This window comes from Pseudomonas sp. BIOMIG1BAC, from assembly GCF_001705995.2.
Taxonomy (GTDB): domain Bacteria; phylum Pseudomonadota; class Gammaproteobacteria; order Pseudomonadales; family Pseudomonadaceae; genus Aquipseudomonas; species Aquipseudomonas sessilinigenes.
In genome coordinates this window covers 4,038,274-4,061,117 of record NZ_CP049045.1, presented here as the reverse complement: position 1 = coordinate 4,061,117, position 22,844 = coordinate 4,038,274, and the positions used below count along the sequence as shown (strand labels likewise).

At 65.6% G+C, this 22,844-nt stretch carries 20 protein-coding genes and 1 pseudogene; 13 read left to right on the top strand and 8 right to left on the bottom strand.

Annotated elements, in window-relative coordinates:
• The first annotated feature begins 30 nt into the window (after positions 1–30).
• Positions 31–267, top strand: a complete 237-nt coding sequence (locus ATY02_RS18805; RefSeq protein WP_068584366.1) for a ribbon-helix-helix domain-containing protein — start codon at positions 31–33, stop codon at positions 265–267.
• Positions 264–592, top strand: a pseudogene (locus ATY02_RS18800) (type II toxin-antitoxin system RelE/ParE family toxin). The gene ATY02_RS18805 and the pseudogene ATY02_RS18800 overlap by 4 nt, the downstream one beginning before the upstream one ends.
• Before the next feature lie 708 nt (positions 593–1,300).
• Here ATY02_RS18800 and ATY02_RS18795 read toward each other — a convergent pair.
• Together ATY02_RS18795 and exaA are read right to left on the bottom strand one after the other, a co-directional pair.
• Entirely contained in the window at positions 1,301–1,960 is a 660-nt protein-coding gene (locus ATY02_RS18795; RefSeq protein ID WP_068584369.1) for a pentapeptide repeat-containing protein, read from the bottom strand.
• Between the two features lie 67 nt (positions 1,961–2,027).
• Positions 2,028–3,920 (bottom strand): quinoprotein ethanol dehydrogenase, encoded by a 1,893-nt coding sequence (gene exaA, locus ATY02_RS18790; RefSeq protein ID WP_068588605.1) that lies wholly within the window; start codon positions 3,918–3,920, stop codon positions 2,028–2,030.
• A gap of 253 nt (positions 3,921–4,173) precedes the next feature.
• Here exaA and pedF point away from each other — a divergent pair, with 253 nt between their 5' ends.
• From pedF to ATY02_RS18745, 9 genes are all read left to right on the top strand, one after another.
• A complete protein-coding gene (gene pedF, locus ATY02_RS18785; protein ID WP_022643635.1) occupies positions 4,174–4,632 on the top strand; it encodes a cytochrome c-550 PedF in 459 nt (152 codons plus the stop codon).
• A gap of 5 nt (positions 4,633–4,637) precedes the next feature.
• Positions 4,638–5,402, top strand: a complete 765-nt coding sequence (locus ATY02_RS18780) for a quinoprotein dehydrogenase-associated SoxYZ-like carrier (RefSeq protein ID WP_083235675.1) — start codon at positions 4,638–4,640, stop codon at positions 5,400–5,402.
• 15 nt (positions 5,403–5,417) lie between these two features.
• Positions 5,418–6,347, top strand: a complete 930-nt coding sequence (locus tag ATY02_RS18775; RefSeq protein WP_068588608.1) for a quinoprotein relay system zinc metallohydrolase 1 — start codon at positions 5,418–5,420, stop codon at positions 6,345–6,347.
• 346 nt (positions 6,348–6,693) lie between these two features.
• Positions 6,694–8,214 carry an aldehyde dehydrogenase family protein gene (locus tag ATY02_RS18770; RefSeq protein ID WP_164823692.1) on the top strand — a complete coding sequence of 507 codons (1,521 nt, stop codon included), beginning with the start codon at positions 6,694–6,696 and terminating at the stop codon, positions 8,212–8,214.
• A gap of 201 nt (positions 8,215–8,415) precedes the next feature.
• The gene (pqqA, locus tag ATY02_RS18765; protein WP_083236097.1) at positions 8,416–8,487 is read left to right on the top strand and encodes a pyrroloquinoline quinone precursor peptide PqqA; all 72 of its coding nucleotides are present in this window, start codon (positions 8,416–8,418) and stop codon (positions 8,485–8,487) included.
• A gap of 59 nt (positions 8,488–8,546) precedes the next feature.
• A complete protein-coding gene (gene pqqB, locus ATY02_RS18760) occupies positions 8,547–9,461 on the top strand; it encodes a pyrroloquinoline quinone biosynthesis protein PqqB (RefSeq protein ID WP_068586435.1) in 915 nt (304 codons plus the stop codon).
• A gap of 224 nt (positions 9,462–9,685) precedes the next feature.
• The gene (ercA, locus tag ATY02_RS18755; RefSeq protein WP_068586433.1) at positions 9,686–10,849 is read left to right on the top strand and encodes an alcohol dehydrogenase-like regulatory protein ErcA; all 1,164 of its coding nucleotides are present in this window, start codon (positions 9,686–9,688) and stop codon (positions 10,847–10,849) included.
• Positions 10,833–12,572: a NahK/ErcS family hybrid sensor histidine kinase/response regulator gene (locus tag ATY02_RS18750; RefSeq protein ID WP_068586431.1), complete on the top strand. Its 1,740-nt coding sequence runs from the start codon at positions 10,833–10,835 to the stop codon at positions 12,570–12,572. The genes ercA and ATY02_RS18750 overlap by 17 nt, the downstream gene beginning before the upstream one ends.
• Positions 12,573–12,670: 98 nt before the next feature.
• Positions 12,671–13,486, top strand: a complete 816-nt coding sequence (locus ATY02_RS18745) for a VanW family protein (RefSeq protein ID WP_068586430.1) — start codon at positions 12,671–12,673, stop codon at positions 13,484–13,486.
• Between the two features lie 323 nt (positions 13,487–13,809).
• Here ATY02_RS18745 and ATY02_RS18740 read toward each other — a convergent pair whose 3' ends face one another.
• Positions 13,810–14,196, bottom strand: a complete 387-nt coding sequence (locus tag ATY02_RS18740) for a hypothetical protein (RefSeq protein ID WP_068586442.1) — start codon at positions 14,194–14,196, stop codon at positions 13,810–13,812.
• Positions 14,197–14,338: 142 nt separating this feature from the next.
• On the opposite strand from ATY02_RS18740, the gene ATY02_RS18735 reads away from it, so the two are divergent.
• The gene (locus ATY02_RS18735; protein ID WP_228022200.1) at positions 14,339–14,728 is read left to right on the top strand and encodes a hypothetical protein; all 390 of its coding nucleotides are present in this window, start codon (positions 14,339–14,341) and stop codon (positions 14,726–14,728) included.
• Here the strand turns inward: ATY02_RS18735 and ATY02_RS18730 are convergent.
• Complete coding sequence (locus tag ATY02_RS18730) at positions 14,725–16,146, bottom strand: FAD-binding oxidoreductase (RefSeq protein WP_068586423.1); 1,422 nt, start codon at positions 16,144–16,146, stop codon at positions 14,725–14,727. The two genes, ATY02_RS18735 and ATY02_RS18730, sit on opposite strands and share 4 nt — an antisense overlap.
• Before the next feature lie 89 nt (positions 16,147–16,235).
• The gene (locus ATY02_RS18725) at positions 16,236–17,630 is read right to left on the bottom strand and encodes a VOC family protein (protein ID WP_068586420.1); all 1,395 of its coding nucleotides are present in this window, start codon (positions 17,628–17,630) and stop codon (positions 16,236–16,238) included.
• A gap of 367 nt (positions 17,631–17,997) precedes the next feature.
• Between ATY02_RS18725 and ATY02_RS18720 the strand changes: the two genes are divergently transcribed.
• On the top strand, positions 17,998–19,071 hold the full coding sequence (locus tag ATY02_RS18720) for a diguanylate cyclase (RefSeq protein WP_068586418.1): 1,074 nt from the start codon (positions 17,998–18,000) through the stop codon (positions 19,069–19,071).
• Between the two features lie 140 nt (positions 19,072–19,211).
• On the opposite strand, the gene ATY02_RS18715 is transcribed toward ATY02_RS18720, so the two are convergent.
• From ATY02_RS18715 to ATY02_RS18705, 3 genes are read right to left on the bottom strand one after another with little or no spacing between them, the layout of a single operon-like run.
• Entirely contained in the window at positions 19,212–20,141 is a 930-nt protein-coding gene (locus ATY02_RS18715) for an ABC transporter substrate-binding protein (protein ID WP_068586416.1), read from the bottom strand.
• Positions 20,134–20,886, bottom strand: coding sequence for a (2Fe-2S) ferredoxin domain-containing protein (locus tag ATY02_RS18710; RefSeq protein WP_068586412.1), 753 nt, complete (start codon positions 20,884–20,886; stop codon positions 20,134–20,136). Before ATY02_RS18710 ends, ATY02_RS18715 begins: the two co-directional genes overlap by 8 nt.
• A gap of 11 nt (positions 20,887–20,897) precedes the next feature.
• Positions 20,898–22,817 carry a TonB-dependent receptor plug domain-containing protein gene (locus tag ATY02_RS18705; protein ID WP_228022323.1) on the bottom strand — a complete coding sequence of 640 codons (1,920 nt, stop codon included), beginning with the start codon at positions 22,815–22,817 and terminating at the stop codon, positions 20,898–20,900.
• Between the last annotated feature and the right edge of the window lie 27 nt (positions 22,818–22,844).

Below are 22,844 nucleotides of genomic sequence, written 5' to 3'. Positions count from 1 at the left end.
TGGCAAATTTTGTCAAAAGCGGACAAAGCCATGAGCACCATGAACATCTCCCTGCCGGACGCTCTCAAGTCCTTTGTCGATGATCAAGTCAGCCAGCGCGGCTACAGCACCAGCAGTGAATATGTGCGTGAGCTGACTCGCAAGGATCAGGATCGGCAATACCTGCGTGGCCTGTTGTTGGCCGGTGCTCAATCGGCTCCGGGCACTGCTGTGGAGGGTGACTATTTCGAATCCCTGCGTGCCAGGGTGCACAAGACGCGAGGATGAAAGCCAAGCCGGTCATTCCACGTGCCTTTGCCAGTCAGGACGTGGAAGGCGCTATCAACTACTACCTTGACCAACAGGCCGAGCAGGCTGCGCTCGGTTTTATCGATGCTTTAGAAAAGGCCTATGTTCATATCGGCCGCCTTCCGGCCTCGGGTATGTCTCGCTACGCCCACGAGCTGGATCTGCCGGGGTACCTTGCTGGCCGTTGAAGCGCTACCCCTATTTGGTGTTCTACGTTGAACGCGATGACTACATCGACGTATGGCGCGTTTTGCAGGGTATGCGGGATTTTCCTGAGTGGTTGGCTGAAGGTGTTTTCCGGTAGTGGTGAGGGATGTTGGGGACGGGGTACATATCCGTTGCTGCGGTCATGGCCAACTTAGGGTTTCGCCCTTACGGCGAGTCCCTTTTGTCAAACGCCACAAAAGGAACCAAAAAGTCTTGCCCCTCCATACGGCCCCTCGCCTAGGCTCGGGGTGCCCTCGCTCCGGCATTGCTCCGGAGGGCCCGCCGCCACAGGCCATCCATGGCCTGGGGCGGCTAGCTCGGCATCCTTGCCGAGCTGCCCCCTACGCAACGCCTGCGTTCGGCCTCCTGAAGGGGCAGGCAGATCAAGATCAAGATCAAAAGCCAAAGCCAAAGCCAAAGCAAAGGTGCGCAGGCCGGTTCCATGTAGCCTCATTCATCGTGGAGAGGGCAGTGAAAGAGGGGCAACAGGACAAAAACAAGGCCGGCCGACAGGCCGCCGTCAGATTTTGCTTTTGATCTTCCTGCCCCCTTAGACACGATGGCCGAACGCAGGCATTGAGCCGTGGGTAATCCGGCAGGACGCCGGATTAGCCGCCATCCGGCCAGGGACGGCCGGTGGCGGCGGCCCACGGATCAATGCCGGAGAGAGGGCATGCCGAGCCTAGGCGAGGCACCGAGTGGAGGGGCAGGAGCCTTTGGTTACTTTGGGCTTTTCAAAGTGACTCGCCGTAAGGGCGAAACCACCAGCCGCCACACCCGCAGCAACGGATATGCACCCGTCCCCTTACTTATCCCACGTCCCCGGACACCCCTGGCACCCCTCCATATTGGCATCCTGGAAATTCCCATAATGCTGGCGCGCTCCGCGCAGGTCGGCGCGTTCCAGGTTGCTTTCGCCGAACTTGGCTTCCTGCAGGTTGGCATCGCGCAGGTCGGCGCCTTGCAGGTCGGCCTTGCTCAGCCAGGTCATTTCCAGGTCCGCCGCTTGCAGGTTGGCCTGGTGCAGCTTGGCCCCGGACAGCCGGGCAAATTGCAGGTAGGCGGCGCTGAGGTTGGCGTTGGCGAGCTGTGCGCCTTGGGCGAACAGGCCCCAGCCCTGGATGGCCACCAGGGTGGCGCCGCTCAGGTCCGCCAACCGCAGGTTGCTCTGCTGCAGGCTGGCGCGGGTCAGGTTGGCGCCCTGCAAGCGGGCTTTTTCCAGGTTGGCCAGGTCCAGTTGGGCGTGACGCAGGTCTGCATCGCGCAGATCGGCGCCGGCCAGGTTCATCTTGCGCAGGTCCTGGTTGGCCAGGTTGGCGCCCCGCAGGTTGGCCCCGGGGCACTGGCTGGATTCGGCGATCAGGCAGCCGTTGATGGTCAGCGGGACGTCGTTGCCCTCGTCGTCGACGTTCATTGCGAAGGCGGGGGAGAGGGTCAGCAGCAGGGCAAGGGGCAGGTAGTTCATGGGGCGGTTCTCCGGAAGCAGTGAAGGCGGGTGTGGCGAGGGAGCAAGCGCCCTCGCCACAGGTCGATCAGCGCTGGGCGGTCTTGCTGTCCCAGCTGGGGATCTTGAACACCCAGAACGAGCCGCCCTGGGCCACCGGCTTGGTCAGCTCGGCCATGTCACCGCCCCACAGTGGCACGGCGCCGCCGTAGCCCACGGTCACGCCGATGTACTGCTCGCCATCCTGCTCCCAGGTGATGGGTGGGGAGACGATGCCGCTGCCAGTCTGGAATTTCCACAGCTCCTTGCCGGTCTTGGCGTCGAAGGCCTTGAAGAAGCCGTCGCCGGTGCCGGTGAATACCAGGTTGCCCTTGGTGGCCAATACCCCGGCCCACAGCGGCAGGTGCTCCTTGTGTTCCCAGACCAGCTTGCCGGTGGTGGGGTCCATGGCGCGCAGGGTGCCGACGTGGTCGTCGTACATGCGCTTGATGCGAAAGCCCATCCCCAGGTAAGCCGAGCCTTTCTTGTAGTTCACCTCTTCGGTCCAGTACTCCTCCTTCCACTGGTTGCCGGGGATGTAGAACAGCCCGGTGTCCTGGCTGTAGGCCATGGGGTTCCAGTTCTTGCCCCCCAGGAACGGCGGCGAGACTTCCACCGGCTTGCCCTTGGTTTCACCGGGCAGCGGCTTGGCCGGACGCTGGCCTTCGTTCTCCACCGGACGCCCGGTCTTCAGGTCGATATGGCTGGCCCAGGTGATGTTGTCGACGAAGGGGAAGGCGTTCTGCAATTTGCCGTTGTTGCGGTCGACCACGTAGAAGAAACCGTTGCGGTCGGCGTGGCCGGTGGCCTTGACCACCTTGCCGTCCTTGCCCTTGTAGTCGAACAGCACCAGCTCGTTGTTGCCGGAGAAGTCCCAGGCATCGTTGGGGGTGTGCTGGTAGAACCACTTGACCTCGCCGGTACTCGGATCGACGCCGACCTGGCCCGAGGTATAGAGGCTGTCGAAGTCGTGGGGGTTGCCGTCCTTGGCGGTGCGTGCCCAGGTGTTCCAGGGGCCGGGGTTGCCGGCGCCGACGATGATGGTGTTGGTCTCGGGGTCAAAGCTGGCGCTCTGCCAAGGGGCGCCGCCGCCATGGCTCCAGGCCTCGACCTTGCCGGTCTCGGTGGTCTTGTCATCAGGCCAGGACGGCGCGTTGACGTCGCCGGTGGGGGTGCTGTCCTTGCCGTTCAGGCGGCCCATGTGGCCTTCGACAAAGGGCCGCATCCACACCTCTTCACCGGTGTCCGGATCGCGGGCGAACAGCTGGCCGACCACACCGAACTCATCGCCGGAGCTGCCGTGGATCAGCAGCACCTTGCCGCTGGTCTTGTCCTTGATCAGCACCGGGGCGCCGGTCATGGTGTAGCCGGCGCTGTGGTCGCCGAACTTCTTGTTCCACACCACCTTGCCGGTGTTCTTGTCCAGGGCGATGACCCGGGCGTCGAGGGTGCCGAAATAGATCTTGTCGCCGTAGATCGCAGCGCCACGGTTGACCACGTCGCAGCACGGGCGAATGTTGTCCGGCAGGCGGTGGTTGTAGGTCCACAGGCGCTTGCCGGTCTTGGCGTCGAGGGCGAACACCCGGGAGTAGGAACCGGTGACGTAGACCACGCCGTCGCTGACGATGGCCTGGGATTCCTGGCCGCGCTGCTTCTCGTCGCCGAAGGAGTAGGACCAGGCCGGGGTCAGCTTGAACACGTTCTGGTCGTTGACCTGGGCCAGCGGGCTCCAGCGCTGGGCGTTGGTGCCCATGCCGTACTGCAGCACGTCCTTGGTGGTCAGGTGGTCGTTGGCGATGTCTTCCCAGGTAACGTTGCGGGTGCTCGGTGCGGCTGGGGTGGCGGCACTGGCGCCGGCGCTCAGGGACAGGCTGCCAGCGAGCAGACAGGCCTGCATGGCCAGGGTCAGCGGGGTAAGGGTGGGTAGCGTTCTTATTCTCATGGTGGCAGTTCCCAGTGGAGGTTTTGGCCTGACTAGGGTGTGCCGGGGCGTGGCCTGGAGATACGGAAAAAGTCCCGCGCTTGCCGGGAAAAATTCCCAGCCGGCACCTGATTTAGAACCGCACCACAAGCCCTACTACCAAGGGAGTAAGGCCCGGCCACCAAAGCAGCATACGGCTGCCCCGGAGGCTGTTTCTAAGATGGCGCCACGGCCTCTGTCCAGAGGCCTAGCGTGCAATCTTGAGGGCATGACAATGATAAGAAAACACAACGCCTGGCTGGCCGCCGGGCTGCTGGCCGGCCTGTTGAACAGCGGTGCATGGGCCCACGGCAACGTAGTGCCCCAGGCGGTGGAGACCAAGGGCCTGACCCCGGTCAAGGACGCTGGCGTGACCCTGGACGGCGACGGCTGGGCCGCGGTCAACCCTTACCGGGCCAGCCCCGAGCGGGACAAGGCGGTGGAGATCGGCGCCTCGGCCTACAACCAGAACTGCGCCGCCTGCCATGGCCTGGAAGCCAAGTCCGGTGGCATTGCCCCGGACCTGCGCATGCTGGATGTCGGCGAGGCCGGGGATGAGTGGTTCGTCGAGCGGGTGCGCCATGGCGCGGTGCGCGATGGCCGGGTGTACATGCCGAAGATGGCCGACTACCTGAGCCAGGAGGCCTTGTGGGCGGTGCGTAGCTACCTGGACAGCGTGCACGTCGAGGAATGACGGCCATGCGCCTCTGGGTGCTGTACCTGGGCGGCCTGCTGCTGAATTCGCCACTGGTCTTCGCGGCCCTCATCGAGCCCGGCCCGGACCCGGTGCCGTCGGTGATGTGGGCCTACTACCATCGGCAGATCCTGGCGGACGCGCCCTTCGTCTTCGATGAACGGGTCAAGCTGCTGGCGCCGCCGTTCGCCGAGGATGCGCGGCAGGTGCCGTTGGAAATCGACGCCCGGGCCTTGGCCGGCGAAGTGGTGAAGATCCTCGCCTGGGCCGAGCTCAACCCACTGCCGCGGATCGTCGATTTCACCCCCGGCGCTGGGGTGCAGCCCTGGTTGTCGATCCGTATCCGCATCGAGCAGGCCACGCCCCTGCGCGCCGCGGTGCTGACCCGCGATGGCCTGTGGCACGTCGGCTCGGCCCTGATCGATGCCGCGGGCGGCGGCTGTACCGCCCCCAGCGTGGTGCGCAGCCAGCCCGGCTGGGAAGAGCACGTCGGCCAGGTGCTGGGCGCGCGCTATCCCCGGGGCGGCGCCAGCCGCTTGCGCCTGCAGGTGTCGCACCCGATGGACAACGGCCTGCTCAACGGCATTCCCGAATTCTTCCTCAACCAGGCGCAACTGCTGGACGCCGACCATCGCGTGCTGGCGCACCTGGAGCTGTACCCGGCGGTCAGCGAAAACCCCAGCCTGGGGTTCGACCTCCAGGCCACCGGGCAGACCCGCCTGCTACTGCGGGACAACAACGGCAATCAGTTCGAAGCGGCCATCCCCTGAGCCCAGGAGCCAAGCATGCGCTGGATACTACTGGTGTGTCTGAGCCTGAGCCTGCCGGCCCGGGCCGAGCTGGACTACCGTCTCGAGCCCCGGCAGATCGCCGAGGACACCTGGCTACTGGAAGGCGGCACCGAGAATTTCTCCCGGGACAACGGCGGCAACATCGTCAACACCGGGTTCATCGTTACCGAGGCCGGGGTGCTGGTGATCGACACCGGGCCGTCGAAACGCTATGGCCAGGCCCTGCGCGAGGCGATTGCCGGCACCACCGGCAAGCCGGTGATCCAGGTGCTGCTGACCCACCATCACCCGGACCATGTGCTGGGCAACCAGGCCTTTGCCGATGTGCCCATCGGTGCCCTGGCCGGCACCACCGAACTGCTGCGCCAGCAGGGTGACGCCATGGCCGAGAACCTCTACCGGCTGGTGGGCGACTGGATGCGCGGCACCGAGGTGGTGCTGCCCAACCGGACCCTGGAACCCGGAGTGCTGGAGATCGGCGGACACCGCCTGCGGTTGCTGGCCCTGGCCGGCCATACCGGCGCCGACCTGGCGATTTTCGACGAGCGCACCGGGGTGTTGTTCGCCGGCGACCTGGTGTTCTACCAGCGCGCCCTGACCACCCCCAACAGCCCGGGGCTTCCGGTCTGGCTCAAGGACCTGGACCGCCTGCAAGCCTTGCCCTGGCGGCTGGTGGTGCCCGGCCACGGCCCGGTGGCCAGCAGCGCTGTCCCCTTTGCCCAGATGCGCGACTACCTGGGCTGGCTGCACCAGCTGCTGAGCGACGGCGCTGCCCGTGGCGACGACATGGCTGAACTGATCCGCGCGCCGATCCCCGCGCGTTTTGCCGCCATCAGCCTGACCCGCTATGAACTGATCCGCAGTGTCAGCCACCTGTACCCGAGCTACGAGCGCAAGCAGATGCAGCGCGTCGACTCGCCATAAGACACCAGCGCCGGGAACCGCCCTTGTGGCGAGGGAGCTTGCTCCCGTGGGGGCGGTCGATGTTCTGATTCTTGCCAGCGAGAATCCGCTTAGCGGGTTGCATCAGGCAGACCGTGGTCTCAGGTCTTGCCGGGGCTGCGCCCCGGAGCGGGAGCAAGCTCCCTCGCCACATTTGTCTGGTCAGCCTCCCGACTTGAAGCTTGCAGCTCAGCTCCTGCCACTCTGCGGCCCTACGACCAAATGACGAGAGTCCCACTGCCAACGATGCATTCGTCGGTGCCCCGGGGCTCTCTACTATCGAGCCATCGCCTGTCGTGGGACAGGCATCGACCCGCAGAGGCCCAGCATGATCTACGCACAACCCGGAACCCCAGGCGCCATCGTGTCCTTCAAGCCGCGCTACGGCAATTTCATCGGTGGCCAGTTCGTGCCGCCGGTGGCCGGCCAGTACTTCACCAACACTTCGCCGGTCAATGGCCAGGTGATCGCCGAGTTCCCCCGTTCCACGGCCGAAGACATCGACAAGGCTTTGGACGCCGCCCATGCCGCGGCTGAGGCCTGGGGCAAGACCAGCGTCCAGGAACGCTCGCTGATCCTGCTGAAGATCGCCGATCGCATCGAGCAGAACCTGGAGCTGCTGGCGGTCAGCGAGACCTGGGACAACGGCAAGGCGGTGCGCGAGACCCTCAATGCCGACGTGCCCCTGGCCGCCGACCATTTCCGTTATTTCGCCGGTTGCATCCGTGCCCAGGAAGGCGGCGCTGCAGAGATCAACGAACTGACCACTGCCTACCACTTCCATGAACCGTTGGGCGTGGTGGGGCAGATCATCCCGTGGAACTTCCCGCTGCTGATGGCCGCCTGGAAGCTGGCCCCGGCCCTGGCCGCCGGCAACTGCGTGGTGCTCAAGCCGGCCGAGCAGACGCCGCTGTCGATCATGATCTTCGCCGAGCTGGTGGCCGACCTGCTGCCGGCCGGCGTGCTGAACATCGTCCAGGGTTTTGGTCGCGAGGCCGGCGAGGCCCTGGCCACCAGCCAGCGCATCGCCAAGATTGCCTTCACCGGCTCGACCCCGGTGGGCTCGCACATCATGAAATGCGCTGCCGAGAACATCATCCCGTCCACCGTGGAGCTGGGCGGCAAGTCGCCGAACATCTTCTTCGAAGACATCATGCAGGCCGAGCCCAAGTTCATCGAGAAGGCCGCCGAGGGCCTGGTGCTGGCGTTCTTCAACCAGGGCGAAGTCTGCACCTGCCCATCCCGGGCCCTGGTGCAGGAGTCGATCTACGAGCCGTTCATGGCCGAGGTGTTGAAGAAGATCAAGCAGATCAAGCGCGGCAACCCGCTGGACACCGAAACCATGGTCGGCGCCCAGGCGTCCCGGCAGCAGTACGAGAAGATCCTCTCCTACCTGCAGATCGCCCAGGAGGAGGGCGCCCAGCTGTTGACCGGCGGCGCCATCGAACCCCTTGCGGGCGACCTTGCCAGCGGCTACTACATCCAGCCGACCCTGCTCAGGGGGCATAACCAGATGCGCGTGTTCCAGGAAGAGATCTTCGGCCCGGTGGTGGGGGTGACCACCTTCAAGGACGAAGCCGAGGCCCTGGCGATCGCCAACGACAGCGAGTTCGGCCTCGGGGCCGGGGTCTGGACCCGCGACATCAACCGTGCCTACCGCATGGGCCGGGCGATCAAGGCTGGTCGCGTGTGGACCAACTGCTATCACCTGTACCCGGCCCATGCGGCATTCGGTGGCTACAAAAAGTCCGGCGTGGGCCGCGAAACCCACAAGATGATGCTCGACCACTACCAGCAGACCAAGAACCTGCTGGTGAGCTACGACATCAATCCGCTGGGCTTCTTCTAGGCAGCGGCAAGCGGCAAGCTTCAAGCGACCCATGCGTGCCTTTGTCGCTCCTATCTTGCCGCTTGTAGCTTGTAACTTGTAGCTGCCCCTACCCCTACCAAGGCATCCGCCAACCGGTGCCAAAGTAGCATTCGGTCCCACCGTCCACCGTGCATTAATGCGGTTACCGGAATCCCCCGGCACGACAAGAGGATCGACCCCATGTGGCATAAACCCGCCTACACCGACCTGCGCATCGGCTTCGAAGTGACCCTGTACTTCGCCAATCGCTGAGCCGTTCCGCTCCGGTCGCTACGGGTGGCGACCGGAGTCTTCTGTCTTCGGAGCACACCATGCATATCCGCATCCTCGGTTCCGCAGCGGGCGGCGGTTTCCCGCAGTGGAACTGCAATTGCCGCAACTGCGCCGGCGTGCGCAATGCCAGCCTGCGAGCCCGGCCGCGCACGCAATCGTCCATCGCCTTGAGCGACAACGGCGTGGACTGGATCCTGTGCAACGCCTCGCCGGACATTCGCGTGCAACTGGCGTCTTTTCCTCCCTTGCAACCGGCACGGCAACTGCGGGACTCGGCGCTGGCCGGGGTGATCCTGCTGGACAGCCAGATCGACCATTGCACTGGCCTGCTCAGCCTGCGCGAGGGCTGCCCGCATCAGGTCTGGTGTACCGAGATGGTGCACCAGGACCTGTGCAGCGGTTTCCCGCTGTTCAACATGCTCAGCCACTGGAACGGCGGCCTGGCCTGGCAGCCGATCCACCTCGATGGCCGCACCTTCAGCGTACCGGCCTGCCCGGACCTGCTGCTGCGGGCCATTGTCCTGCGCAGCAGTGCGCCGCCGTATTCGCCCCATCGCGGCAACCCCCATCCGGGGGACAACATCGGCCTGTTCGTCGAGGACCGGCGCAGCGGCGCCAGCCTGTTCTACGCCCCGGGCCTGGGTCAGGTGGACCAGGCCCTGCTGGAATGGATGGGCCGCGCCGACTGCCTGCTGGTGGACGGCACCCTGTGGCGCGATGACGAGATGCGCCAGTGCGGGGTCGGCGACAAGTTCGGCAGCGAGATGGGCCACCTGGCGCAAAGCGGCCCCGGCGGCATGCTCGAGGTACTGGAGGCGTTCCCAAGGGCGCGCAAGGTGCTGATCCACATCAACAACACCAACCCGATCCTCGACGAAGACTCCGCCGAGCATGCCCAATTGCTGTGCCGTGGCATCGAAGTGGCCCACGACGGCATGGACCTGCACCTGTAGCCGCTGCCGAGCCCGCGAGGCTGCGACCGGGTGCGCAGCGCCCGTAAACCAGGCGGCGCGGTGCATCAGGCCGATCGCACCACCTGATCGGGCGACCCGTACCGGGCCGTGCGCAGTCTGCGGCGGCCACACGAGGCGAGGGGGCACCATGGTCGGATTGCATTCGCCCGGCGATGCTTTAGGCTGGCGTTCTTTCCAGAACAATAAGAAAACAGGCTTTTGCCATGGGCCAGAATCTCAGTCTGCTGCGCAAGTTCGTCTCCCCGGAAATCATCTTTGGCGCCGGTTGCCGGCATAACGTCGGCAACTATGCGAAGACCTTCGGTGCGCGCAAGGTCCTGGTGGTCAGCGACCCCGGGGTGATCGCCGCCGGCTGGGTCGCCGATGTCCTGGCCAGCCTCCAGGCCCAGGGCGTGGAGCACTGCCTGTACAGCGCGGTGTCGCCCAACCCGCGGGTGGAGGAGGTGATGCAGGGCGCCGAGGTCTACCGGGAAAACGCCTGCGACGTGATCGTCGCCGTCGGCGGCGGCAGCCCGATGGATTGCGGCAAGGGCATCGGTATCGTGGTGGCCCACGGGCGCAGCATCCTGGAGTTCGAGGGGGTGGACATGCTCCGCATGCCCAGCCCGCCATTGATCATGATTCCCACCACCGCCGGGACCTCGGCGGATGTCTCGCAGTTCGTCATCATTTCCAACCAGCAGGAACGGATGAAGTTCTCCATCGTCAGCAAGGCGGTGGTCCCCGATGTGTCGCTGATCGATCCGCAAACCACCCAGGGCATGGACCCGTTCCTCTCCGCCTGCACCGGCATCGACGCCCTGGTGCATGCCATCGAGGCGTTCGTCTCCACCGGCCACGGCCCGCTCACCGACCCCCATGCCCTGGAGGCCATGCGCCTGATCAACGGCAACCTGGTGCAGATGATCGCCAACCCGCAGGACATCGCCCTGCGCGAGAAGATCATGCTCGGCAGCATGCAGGCCGGACTGGCGTTTTCCAATGCGATCCTCGGCGCGGTGCATGCCATGTCCCACAGCCTGGGCGGCTTCCTCGACCTGCCTCACGGGCTGTGCAATGCGGTGCTGGTGGAGCACGTGGTGGCGTTCAACTACAGCTCGGCACCGGAGCGTTTCAAGGTGATCGCCGAGACCTTCGGCATCGACTGTCGCGGCCTCAACCAACAGCAGATCTGCCGGCGCCTGGTGGACCACCTGATCGCGCTCAAGCAGGCCATCGGCTTCCACGAAACGTTGAGCCTGCATGGGGTCAGCAGCAGCGATATTCCGTTCCTGTCGCGCCATGCGATGGACGACCCGTGCATCCTTACCAACCCCCGGGAGTCGAGCCAGCGCGATGTCGAGGTGGTCTATGGCGAGGCCCTCTGACGAGCAGCAACGGGCCCTGGCCGGGCTGCTGGGCCTGGGCAATCACTCGGCGCGCAAGAGTCACTACCCGGAGCTGGCCGCACGCCTGGAAGACCTGGAAACCGAGCGCAACCGCTACAAGTGGCTGTTCGAGCACGCCGTGCACGGGATCTTCCAGGCCAGCCTGCAGGCCGGCATGCGCGCCGCCAACCCGGCCCTGGCGCGCATGCTGGGTTACCAGGACCCCCAGGAAGTGCTGTTCTCGCTGGCCGACCTGGCCGGCAACTTGTTCGTCGGCGGCGCCCAGGAGCTGGAGGCCATCGGCGAGCAGTTGCAACGCGAGCGCAGCTTGCTGGGCTACGAGACTCAACTGCGGCGCAAGGACGGTAGCAGTATCGACGTGCTGATGAACCTGCTGCTCAAGCCCGATGAAGCCGGGCTGGTGGAGGGTTTCGTTGCCGATATCACCGAGCGCAAGCTGGCCCAGCAACGCCTGGAGCAACTCAATGACCAGCTGGAACAGCGGGTGACCGCGCGCACCGATGAACTGCTGGACGCCAACCGCGAGCTGCAACAGCAGATCCTGCGGCGCGAGCGCAGCGAACGGGAAGCGCGGGAGGCGCGGGATGCCGCCGAGGCTGCCAACCGCAGCAAGGACAAGTACCTGGCCGCCGCCAGCCACGACCTGCTGCAACCCTTGAATGCCGCGCGCTTGCTGATCTCCACCCTGCGCGAGCGCCAGTTGCCCAGTGCCGAGCAACTGTTGGTGGAGCGCACCCACCAGGCCCTGGAGGGCGCCGAGGACCTGCTCACCGACCTGCTGGATATCTCCCGCCTGGACCAGGCGGCGGTCAAGCCCGATCCGGCGACTTATCGCCTGGATGAAATCCTCGCGCCACTGGTGTCCGAGTTCCAGTCGGTCGCTGAGGCCGCTGGCCTGGAGTTGCGGGTGCGCCTGGGGGACTACGCGCTGTTCACCGACCTGCGGTTGCTGACGCGAATCCTGCGCAACCTGTTGAGCAATGCCTGTCGCTACACCGAGCGCGGCAGCATCCTGCTGGCGGCGCGGCGCCGGGGCGAGTACCTGCGGCTGGAGATCTGGGACACCGGGCGCGGGATCGCCGCCGACCGCCTGGAGTCGATCTTCCTCGAGTTCAACCAGCTGGACGTGGGCCGCGCCGCCGATCGCAAGGGGGTTGGCTTGGGGCTGGCGATCGTCGAGCGCATCGCCCGCATCCTCGGCTACCGGGTGCAGGTGCATTCGCGTCCGGGCCGTGGTTCGCGGTTCAGCATCGAGGTGCCCCTGGCCGCTCGTATGCCGCTGCCCATCGGCCAGCAAGCGCCGCAGCCGAGCACCGGCAACCCGCTGCCCGGGCGCCGGCTGCTGGTGCTGGACAATGAGCTGAGCATCCTGGACAGCATGGCCGCGTTGCTGGGGCAGTGGGGGTGCCGGGTCGTCACCGCCACTGACCAGGCGGCGGCCCTGGAGGCGTTGCAGGGCCAGGCGCCGGAGCTGATTCTGGCGGACTTCCACCTGGATCACGGCATCACCGGGTGCGAGGTGGTGCGCCAGTTGCGCGAGCACTTCGGCCAGCCGTTGCCGGCGGTGATCATCACCGCCGACCGCAGCGATCAGTGCCGGCGGGCCTTGCAGCAATTGGGCGCGCCGCTGCTCAACAAACCGGTGAAGCCAGGCAAGCTGCGTGCTGCCTTGAGCCAATTGCTGGGGCAGGGCGGCGCCTAGAGGCCGGACTCCTGGCTAGTGGGGCGGCGGACTTGCGGCTAAGATGCCGCTCTTTTTTTCAAGGACGAAGCTGGCCCTGGGCTGGCCCATACCCATCGATGAAGCCGTTGTCTTCGTACCATCCGTTGTTGTACTGGCTGCGCGTGCGCCAGAAGCGCCTGGCGCGCAGCCTGGCCTGGCGTTTTTCCGGCCGGCGTTATGCGCGCCCCGTAGCCGACAGCCCGCGCTTGCCCCATCGCTACATCAAGCACACCTCCAAGCTGATCCGCACCCTGGGCGACAGCGACCTGGCCCTGCAGCACAACAAGGTGATCAATCTCAGGCTGGCGGTGGCTTGCATCGATGGGGTGCGCATCGGCCCGGGGGAGTATTTTTCCTTCTGCCAGCTGGTGGGCCGGCCCAGTCGCGCGCGGGGGTTCGTCGAGGGCATGGAGCTGTCGTTCGGCGAGGCGCGCAGCGGTATCGGCGGGGGCATCTGCCAGCTGAGCAACCTGATCCACTGGATGGCGATCCACTCGCCGTTGCAGGTGGTGGAGCGGGCCAACCACAGCTTCGACCCCTTTCCCGACGAGGGCCGGGTGCTGCCTTTCGGTTCCGGCGCGGCGATCTTCTACAACTACATCGACCTGGTGCTGCACAACCCCGGGCCGCACGCCTTCCAGCTCAAGCTGCACGTCGGCGCGCATCAGCTCGAGGGCGAGCTGTTGTGCGAGCAACCACGCGGCTACCGCTACCACGTCTATCAGCGGGAGCACCGTTTCGTTCGCGAGGGTGGTCGGGTGTTTCGCGAGAACCAGATCTGGCGCGACATCCGCACCAAGGGCCAGGATTCCGAGCTGGTGCAGCAGGAGTGCCTGTATCGCAATCGAGTCGTGGTCAAGTATCCGGTGGCCGATGAGTGCCTGGAGCATTAATGGCGAACGGTTAGGCAGTGGCCCGCGCCAGTGGCTAAACCAGCGCCAGGAGTGGCCTGGGGGGTGTGAAATTTCCTACTTGAAATACAGATAATTCATCAATCCAGTTTTATTCAGAATCAGTCCTCGGACTTTCCCTGGCAGTTGCACTAGAATGCGAACCGTTCGCCCGGTGCAAGGGCTCTTTACCGGTGCAAGGATTGCCAAGGCCAGAGCACTGGGCGAACACCTCCTCCTGATCCGCGCCCTGCGCACATCGTTCCACCCCCTCTTATTCATCAGCGCTCCACCCTCATCGAGGGTCGCCTTATTGCGTGCCCCAGTCAGAGAACTACCGGGTACAACGCCACCTTGCGGGCCTGCAGCTCGACCCATTGCGGGCCGTCTTGCGATGCGCCCTGCAACGACAGCAGGACGATGGACCCGCCGATAGAAAGTGCTGCGCCGCCATCGCTGTCCACCTGCAACAACTGCGCGTTGATCCGCAAGCCATCGGCGCTCCAGTCCATGCGGGGGGCGCTGTTGGGACTTGCGTGCAGGTTGTGGTCCCACTGGAAGCCGTCCTCTAGGGCGAGCTCCACCTCGTGCTCGCTGGCCAGGGGCGGAAGCGACCCCGACCACTGGCCGCGTCCGTTGCCCACGGCGCAACTGAAACCGACCCACGGGCCATCGGGCATTTCAGGATGCAGGGCGGTCAGGGTGATACGCATGGGCAGGGTTTCCACGGGCCGGGAGATGAGTGGCGCCAAGGCTGCCGCAGCCGGGGCCGGCTGGCAAGCCGAGCGGTGGTTTTGCTTGCGTGGGCCGGGCCCGTTCAACAGAATGCGCCCCTTGCCCGAGCCCACGAGGGCCATGGACGCTATTGGAGATCCGGGATTGATCTGGTTGCAACGTTTGTTGATGTCGATCGGTGTGCTGGCGCTGGTGCTGCTTGGCCTGGTGCTGGCCAAGGTGGAGTTCGCCCGAACGCCGCCCCTGCCCTTGGCCAACCACCCCGGGGCCCAATGGCAGGGCGCCGCCGATGGCGGTTACTTCGTCGAGATCACCCGCGCCGAGCCGCCGCTGTTCTTCGTCCAGGTGCGTCATGCCAGCGGCGATCTGTGGGATGAAGGCTGGGTGCGCTACGAAGACGGCGACGGCGGCCCGCTGACCGCCGACAAGGTGCTGGCTTTTGATGGCGATGCGGTGATCTACCTGCAACAGCGCAAGGTCCTGGCCTCGCAGAAGTCCATCGCCCGCTAGCGTTCCGAGGGTTTTGGGCCCGGGCGCTGCGGGGCGTAGGCATCCCACAGCTTGTTGCGGAACTTGTTGTGCGGATCGACCCGCGCCTTGAGGGCGAAGAACTCGTTGGCCCGGGGATAGGCCGCGTGGAACTGCTCAGGCGTGGCCAGGATCTGGTAGGGCAGGTAGTAGCTGCCGCCGTGGCGGATGGCGCTGTCCACCAGGGACCGGGTCCACTGGCGCACCTCATCGCGGGCGGCCGGGCGGGTGTCTTGCTGGTAGTACAACACCAGGGCGAACACGTCGGTCCGGGCCCAGGCCAGCAGCGTGCCGGGATCGGCCTTGGCGTGGCGGATGGACAGGTTGATCACATTGACCTTGTGCTTGCGCAGGGTCTCGCCCATGTCCTCGACGAAGCCTTGCAACTGCCCAGGGGGCACGAAGTACTCCTGCAACACGTAGGTGCGCCTGGCCCGGGATGCCGGCTCCAGCTCACGCACGTCGAGGCTGGCCTCGTAGTTGCGCCAGACCACCTGCTGGCGCTTGAACACCAGCGGGTCGATCACCTCTTCGCGGATCGACTTGCCCATGGGCCATTGGCTCACCACCTTCATGGCCCGGCGTTCCTTCCAGTAGTTGCGGTCCAGGGGCGTGAGGCGCTCCTCGACCGTCACCGGCAGCTCGGTCTGGCTGTAGGACACCGCGCGCAGGTGCTGGTACTGGTTGGGGTAGAGCACGGCGTTGTGCAGGATCACCTTGGGATCATTGGCGATGTGCTGGAAGAAATAGTCGTTGTAGCGCTCCAGGGGCATTTCTTCGAAGGTCCGCAGCAGGCGCACGTTGTCGCTCAGCTGCAAGGTGGCTTCGGCTATCACTCCCAGGCCGCCGTAGCCGCCGATGGCGCCGTAGAACAGCTCGGCATTGTTTTGCGGGCTGGCCTCGATCACCTGGCCGTCGGCCAGCACCAGCTTGATCGACTTCACCGAGCCCACCAGTGGCCCGTAGCCGATGTAGCGGCCATGGGCGTTGACGCTCAGGGCGCCGCCGACGGTGAAGTTGGCGTAGCTCTGCATGATGCTCACGGACAGATCGTAAGGGTCGATGAAGGTTTGCAGGGCGCGCCAGGTGATACCGGCCTGGACCGTGATTTCCTTGCGCTCGCGGGAGAACGCCAGGACCTGGTCGAAGCGCCGCATGTCGATCTGCAGCGCGTGCTCGGTGGCGGTTTGCCCGCCCATGCTGTAGCGGCCGCCGCCGATGGCGATGGGCCCGGGGTGGTCGGCCACCAGCTGGACGATCTGCTCCAGGCGAGTGGGCTGCGCCACCTGGTCGACCACGATGGGATTGAGTTGGGTGATGTCGTTGACGATTTGTTCGCCGTGGCTGGCCGAGGCCAGGCCCAGTGCAGCGCAGAACAGCAGGCCGGTGCTGAATTTCATGGAACCATCCCTGGAAGACGCCACCGGCAGGTGGCGCAAATGGCGGCAGGATAGCCTTGCCGCCGTTTCCCGGCCATGGATTCTTGCGCTTACAGGGCGGGCAGGCCCAAAGCTTCGGCGCACTGCTCCAGGGAGCGCCGCTGGGTCTGGGCGTACAGCTGCAACTCATCGAGGGTCGACCGGCCCAGGGCCGTTTCGAATACCTGGCGGTTGGAGTGCCCGGCGTAATGGCTCTGGCTGTCGTCGCCAAGGTTGGACTGGAAGATCCCGGCGGCGCTGACCGGCAAAAAGTCCTCGTACACCAGGGGCTCGCAGCCCAGGTGCCCGGCGGCCAGCAGCGCTTGCACCGTGGTAGGGCGACCGGGCTCGGTGCGGGCGGCGAGCCCGGCTTCGCTGGTGAAATAGCGGAAATAGGCCAGGCCCTGCTGGCGCATGGCGTCGTGGCTGTCGGGAAACTCGGCGAAGTGTTGCTGCATCAACTGGTTGTAGCGCTGGGCATTGGCTTCGCTGGGGAAGTCACCGAGCTCGTCGCGGGCGGCATTCAACAGGCGGTCGTAGAGTGCCCGGCCTTTGGGCGTGAGGGCCGCGCCACGCTGTTCGATCTCGCCGAAGCGGGCGCTGTGGCTGCCCTGGTTGTGCGCCTGGTCGGTGAAGGCGACGCTTTCCTCCAGGGCCTTGAAGCTGGTCTGGCGCAACAGGATCGGGCAATCGCGGCGCGGCGGGCCCTCGATCACCGCCTTGGGGGTGATGCCATGCGCGGGCATCAACCGCTGTACTTCGTCGATGTCCAGGGTGCGTGGGGTCAGGTGGTTGATATGCGGGCCCTTGAACGCCACCACGTCGGCGATCAACCGGTGCTGGGCACTGAGGTTGGCGTACTGGGCGGCGCTGACCGTGGCGTGGTGGTGCCAGCGGAAGGTCTCCAGGGCTTGCTGGATGAACGCTTCGGCGGCGTCGGCGGTGAGGCCGCCCTGGTCCTCGGCCTGATGGATCAGCTCCAGCACCCGGGGGGTGAAGATCGAGCGCCGCGCCAGCACCTGCTCGGCGAATGCGCGCAGTTCGGGGTTGTCGATCAGCTCCAGGCGCAGCAGCGAGGTGAAGACCCGGAACGGGCTGAGCTGCAGGGCCTGTTCATGCACCGCGCGAAACGCCGTGGAGTGCACCGGCACCCCGGCGGGGGTGAGGTCGTAGTAGCCCACCGGTTGCATGCCCATCACGGCGAACAGGCGCGCCAGGGTCGCCAGCTCGGCGGCGGTGCCGACGCGGATCGCGCCATGGCGCTCCAGGTCCAGGCGTTGCAATTCGCCGGTGTGTTGCAGGTGCTGGGCAATGGCCGGTTGTTGCTCCAGTACCTGGGCGTTGACCTGGGCCACCAGTTGCATCAGGTCGCCATACAGTGGCACCTCCTCGCGGTACATATCCGACATCGCCCGGGAAAATCCCTGGCGGATCAGGTCAGGACTGACGAAGCGCTGGTGGCTCATGGACAAGGTTCCCGTGGCAATGGATCGAGGCGTGAGAGGAGCGGGTCGGCCTCGATTCTGCGCAGCGCCGTCAGGGCTGACAAACGAAAGTTCCTCTGAACTTCATTCTGCAAACGACTGCATGGCCCCCGGCGACAGCCAGGGCCGGCAGCCACTTTGGCCATGGAGCTGGAGGCTGCGGCCAGGGCTCCTGGAAAATTGGTTATCGAGGGCCTTGCGGTTATAGCCAAATATTCCCGAACAACCGCGCCGAGGCTGGTAAAACAGGCCTGTATGGATGATGGCGTTTTGAGTTCGCATCGATCGGCATGCACCGGTTGATTCCTATCCGCTCGTTGCATCTTTCCCAACGCTGGACGGAGGCGATTTGGCCCCTGAGCAGTACACCAGAGGGAAGGGATTGTCGTTGGCCAGGAGGCTCTACCGCTCGCGCACCCTGGGGCTGGCCCTGGGGTTCTTCTGCGTTGTCGAGGGCATGGCGCCCTTGCAGCCAGCGCCCTGGGTCTGGGGCTTCATGTTGTTCAACGCCTTCGCCTGGCCACACCTGGCCTACCAGTGGGCGCGCCTGGCCCGACAGCCGTTTCGCGCCGAATACCGCAACCTGCTGGTGGATTCGCTGCTGGGGGGCTTCTGGGTCGCGGCCATGCAGTTCAATCCGCTGCCGCTGGCCACCACCCTGGGCATGATGGCCATGAACAATATCGCCATGGGCGGGGTGCGGTTCTTTCTCGCTGGCTGCGTGGCCCAACTGTTGGGCATTGGCCTGGGCCTGGGGATCTTCGGTTTCGCCTTCGCTGCCCGCACCTCGCCCGAGCAGCTGTATGCCTGCCTGCCGATGTTGACCCTGTACCCGCTGGCCCTGGGATACATCTGCTACCAGCAGGCGGTGACCCTGGCCCGGCACAAGCGCGAGCTGTTGGCCTTGAGCCGTACCGACAGCCTGACCGGGTTGCTCAACCACGGCGCCTGGAAGGACCAGTTGGAGATCGAGTTCCAGCGCTGCAAGCGCCAGGACCATGGCGGCGCCATCGCCCTGATCGATATCGATCACTTCAAGGTCATCAACGACACCTACGGCCATGTGGCCGGCGATGTGGTACTGCGCCAGTTGAGCAAGCTGCTGCGCCAGAACCTGCGCATCAGCGACCAGGCCGGTCGCTACGGCGGTGACGAGTTCTGCGTGATCCTGCCGGATGTCCCCCTGGAGCATGCCGCCGAGTTGATGGAGGCGCTGCGCGGGCGTTTCGGCGCCCTGGGCTATGAGCAGACCCCGGCCTTGCAGGTCAGCCTGAGTATCGGCCTGGCCGCCTTCGACTCCCGGCATGAAGAAGCCATGGGTTGGCTCCACGACGCCGACCAGGCGCTGTATGCGGCCAAGACCTGCGGGCGCAACAACGTCAGCTGCCACCCGCCACAACGGCACCTGCTCAACTCCCTGTAGCCGCAGCTGAGCCTGCGAAGCTGCGCCCAGGCCCGAAGGGGCTTGCGGCGATGGTGTCGGGCTCACGTTTTGCGTTCGCTGCGCGGCCGTACGCAGCCTGCGGCAGCGGCCACCGAGGCTGGGCCGCTACCGCTATGCGCTCAATCCTGCGGCGGGTGCAGGCGCCGGGCCAGTTCCAGGGCGGTGCGGGCGCTGGCGATACCGGGGACCAACTGGGTGAAGGGGATGTCGATCAGGCGTTGCTCGCGCACTGCCCGCAGCCGCGACAGCACCGGATCGCCCTGCAGCAGGCGGCGCTTGCGTGCGGCCGGCGACCACAGGGCATCGGCCAGCAGCATCACTTCCGGGTCATTGGCCAGCAGGGTCTCGCTGTCCACCACCAGGCGCGGGCGGTCGATGGCGGCGAAGCTGTTGCGGGCTCCGGCAGCTTGCAGCAACACCCCGACAAACCCCCGTCGGCCCTGGCTGGCCAGGCCGTTGACCTCGCTGTCCAGGTAGAACACCGAGGGCTGGGGTTGGTCCTGGTACAGGGCCCGGGCCGAGGCGAGGTCGGTATCCATCTGGGCGATCAACTGCTGGGCCCGTTCCTGCTTGCCCAACAACTGGCCCAGGGTCAACAGGTCGCGGCGGATGTGCCCGAAGTAGTCCTCGTCATGCCCGGCGCAGGCCGACTCCAGCAGGTAGCTGCCGACGCCGATGGCGCCCAGGCGCTCGCGGGAGCTGAAGTTGTCGGGGAAGGCCGAGGCGAAACCGCCCACCACCAGGTCGGGCTTGAGGCTGTACAGCACCTCGGCCGACGGGTACTGGCGGGCGATCACCGGCACCCCGTGGTACTGCCCCTGGGCCATGGCCTGGCCATCGTCGTCCAGGTAGGCGACGCCGATCAGCGCCGGCCCGGCGCCCAGGGCCAGCAGCAGGTCGGCGCTGTGCTGGTTGAGGGCGACGATGCGCTGCGGCGTGCCGGGGCTGGGCCAGCTCTTGCCGCAGTTTTCGTAGCTGCCGGCCAGGGCCGGCCCACTGGCCAACCACAGCAGGATGGCCAGGCATCTGGCCCGGGCTGTCCTAGGCATCGGTGGGTACTCCATACGGTGCGGCGATCTGCAACTGGGCGACGGGCTCGCCTGCCAGCAGGTGCCCCTCCACCAGTTGCAGCACCTGGCTGTCGTTCTCGATCCGGTACCAGCAGCCATCCGGGTGCACGGTGAGCACCGGTCCCAGGTTGCAGGGGAACTGGCAGGCGGTGCGGGTCAGCAGCACGCCTCCGGGCTTCTCCATGAGATCAAGGCGCAGCAGCTCGCGACGCAGGGTCTTCCACAAGGGCAGGGCGCCGCGCCGGACACAGCGCGGGCCGGTGCAGAGCAATACCTGGCGGGCGTGGGGCGGCACCTGCGACCAGTCCGGATCGCTGGCCACCGGGTTGACCTGGTCGCATGGCAGGTGGCGTTCGCGCTGGGCGATGCTGGCCCAGGCCAGGGCCGCATCCAGCCCCCGGCGACCCAGGGCCTGGGCGGTGACCCACAGCCGTGGCGCCTGGGAGTGGGCACGGGCGCGGCGTCCCAGTTCATCGCGCAGCCAGTCCAGGTAGGCGCTGTCGGAGCTGGGTTCCAGGTCCACCACCAGCAACGCCGCGCCAGCCTTGGCCAGCGTTTCGTCCAGGGCAGCCCAGAGGCTGTCGAAGCCATCCAGGGTATCGATCACCCGGGTCTCGACGCTGTTCTCGTGCAGGCCCTCGAGCTCGCGGCAGAAGGCCTGGCCGAGGGCGCCACCCAGCAGGCCGGGACCGACGAACAACACCCGTTGATAGTGTTCATGCATGTCGGTCGGCCTCAGAAGCGGTAGGTGTAGCGCACTTCGGTGGTGAAGGGGCGCCCCAGGTTGTCCAGCGCTGGCGTGTCGTTGGTCATGCTGGTGGTGTAGTCACGGTCGAACAGGTTCTCCACCAGCAGGCTCAGGCGATGCTGCTGGGCCGTGTCGAGGTAGCGATAGGCGTCGGCATCCACCACCGAGTAATGGCCGTAGTCGAGCTTGCGTGGACTGTCGATCTGGCCGATATAGCGAATCGCGCCGCCCACGCCCCACATGCGGTCCTGCGATTCGAAGCCCAGGCGCGAGCGGGCGAAGAATCCGGGGATGTTGCTCAGGGTCACGTTGCGTGACTCGACCAGGTTGCGGGTCATGTCGGCGGACAGGTTCCATTGCGGGCTGAACTGCCAGCGTCCGTCCACCTCGATGCCCCGGACCCTGACCTGTTTGTCACCGTTGACGAATTGTTTGTTGTCCAGGGCAATCAGGTCGTCGATCTTGCGCCGGTAGGCGGTGACGCTGGCATTGAATTCACCGGCCAGCAGGCTGCCCTTGTAGTCCAGGCCCAGCTCAGCATTGACGCTCTTTTCCGGCTTGAGGTTGCGGTTGCCTTTTTCATAGGGTTCGTTGGCGAACAACTGCTCGGCGTTGGGCAGCTTGAAGGCATTGCCGTACTGGCCGCGCAGTTGCCAGTTGGGCGTGAGGTCGTACAGCGAGGTGAGCATGCCCACCGTGGCGCTCTCGCCGCCGCTGATTTTCTCGTGGCGCACGCCAATGCTCGGGTGCCAGTCCGGCAGGGCTTCGAACACCGGGCGCAACTGGGTATACAGGGCGTTGGCCTGGGCCTTGTTGTCGTCGATCTTGAGTACGTCGTCCTGGCCCTTGAACCACTGGTTGTCGGTGCCGAACACCAGCACATGGCCGCCGTCCAGCTCGGCCTTGCCCTCGGCTTGCACGCCCCAGTCGGTGAAGCCCCAGTAGTCGTTGTGGTTGATGACCTTGATGCCGCCATCATCGTTGCTGTTGATACGGGTGTAGCGCGTGTCCCAATCGTTGACATGGCCCTTGACGAAGTAGCTGAAGCGCTCGCCCAGGCGTTGCTCGAAGGTGGCGGTGGCGATCTGCTGGACCCGGTCGTTGGTGGTCTTCTTGTTGTTCGCGGCGCGGGCAAAATCCAGGTTGGCGTCGGTGTACTGGTAGAACAGCTCCAGGCGCGAGTCGTCGCCGAACCCCTGGATCGCCTTGGCGCCGAAGGTGGTCACCTCATAGGAGCGCTTCTTGTCCTTGGTGCTGGTGTTGTAGGCGCTGTTGCGAAACGGCTGGTAGCCGTCGGAAACGTTGTGGCTGACATAGGCCAGCAAGCCGAGGTCGCCCAGGCCGTTGCTGAAGATGCGTTCCACCCGGGCATCGCCGCTCCTGCCCATGAAGCTGTCCAGGCCCAGGTTGACTTCGCCGGAGGCGTCGCGGGTCTGTGGGCTGCGGGTGACGATGTTGATCACCCCGGACACCGCCTGGGTGCCGAACAGCAGGCTCTGGCCGCCCTTGAGCACTTCGATGCGCTCGATGGCGTTGGCTGGCAGGGTATCCAGGTACAAACCGCCGTACAGGCGGTTGTTCAGGCGCACGCCATCGAGCAGGATCAGCGTGTCATCGTTGCGCCCGCCCAGCAGCGAATAGGTGCCGTAGTCGAAGGGGCCGTTCTTGGGCGCCACATAGAGGCCCGGCACGTACATTTGCAGGACCCGGGTGATGTCGCTGCTGGGGCCGGCGCGTTCGATCTGCTGGCGATCGATGATTTCCACCTTGCTGCCGTACTTGGCCATCTCGGCCACGGTGGTGGACTCCACCGACGGGGCGGACACGAACTGCTGGTCCAGCTTCAGGGAGGTGTCGTCCGCCAGCAGCCAGGGGCTGAACAGACAGCCGAGCAGGGCGCCGCCCATGGAACGGCGCGGAGCACGCCAGTCGCG

Coding starts and splice junctions, on each gene's coding strand:
- exaA (WP_068588605.1), bottom strand. CDS start 3,920: ATGAGAATAAGAACGCTACCCACCCTTACCCCGCTGACCCTGGCCATG.
- ATY02_RS18745 (WP_068586430.1), top strand. CDS start 12,671: ATGAAGCCGTTGTCTTCGTACCATCCGTTGTTGTACTGGCTGCGCGTG.
- ATY02_RS18715 (WP_068586416.1), bottom strand. CDS start 20,141: ATGCCTAGGACAGCCCGGGCCAGATGCCTGGCCATCCTGCTGTGGTTG.
- pedF (WP_022643635.1), top strand. CDS start 4,174: ATGATAAGAAAACACAACGCCTGGCTGGCCGCCGGGCTGCTGGCCGGC.
- ATY02_RS18805 (WP_068584366.1), top strand. CDS start 31: ATGAGCACCATGAACATCTCCCTGCCGGACGCTCTCAAGTCCTTTGTC.
- ATY02_RS18710 (WP_068586412.1), bottom strand. CDS start 20,886: ATGCATGAACACTATCAACGGGTGTTGTTCGTCGGTCCCGGCCTGCTG.
- ATY02_RS18730 (WP_068586423.1), bottom strand. CDS start 16,146: ATGAAATTCAGCACCGGCCTGCTGTTCTGCGCTGCACTGGGCCTGGCC.
- ATY02_RS18770 (WP_164823692.1), top strand. CDS start 6,694: ATGATCTACGCACAACCCGGAACCCCAGGCGCCATCGTGTCCTTCAAG.
- ATY02_RS18735 (WP_228022200.1), top strand. CDS start 14,339: ATGGACGCTATTGGAGATCCGGGATTGATCTGGTTGCAACGTTTGTTG.
- ATY02_RS18705 (WP_228022323.1), bottom strand. CDS start 22,817: ATGGGCGGCGCCCTGCTCGGCTGTCTGTTCAGCCCCTGGCTGCTGGCG.
- ercA (WP_068586433.1), top strand. CDS start 9,686: ATGGGCCAGAATCTCAGTCTGCTGCGCAAGTTCGTCTCCCCGGAAATC.
- ATY02_RS18740 (WP_068586442.1), bottom strand. CDS start 14,196: ATGCGTATCACCCTGACCGCCCTGCATCCTGAAATGCCCGATGGCCCG.
- pqqB (WP_068586435.1), top strand. CDS start 8,547: ATGCATATCCGCATCCTCGGTTCCGCAGCGGGCGGCGGTTTCCCGCAG.
- ATY02_RS18725 (WP_068586420.1), bottom strand. CDS start 17,630: ATGAGCCACCAGCGCTTCGTCAGTCCTGACCTGATCCGCCAGGGATTT.
- ATY02_RS18775 (WP_068588608.1), top strand. CDS start 5,418: ATGCGCTGGATACTACTGGTGTGTCTGAGCCTGAGCCTGCCGGCCCGG.
- ATY02_RS18795 (WP_068584369.1), bottom strand. CDS start 1,960: ATGAACTACCTGCCCCTTGCCCTGCTGCTGACCCTCTCCCCCGCCTTC.
- ATY02_RS18750 (WP_068586431.1), top strand. CDS start 10,833: ATGGCGAGGCCCTCTGACGAGCAGCAACGGGCCCTGGCCGGGCTGCTG.
- ATY02_RS18780 (WP_083235675.1), top strand. CDS start 4,638: ATGCGCCTCTGGGTGCTGTACCTGGGCGGCCTGCTGCTGAATTCGCCA.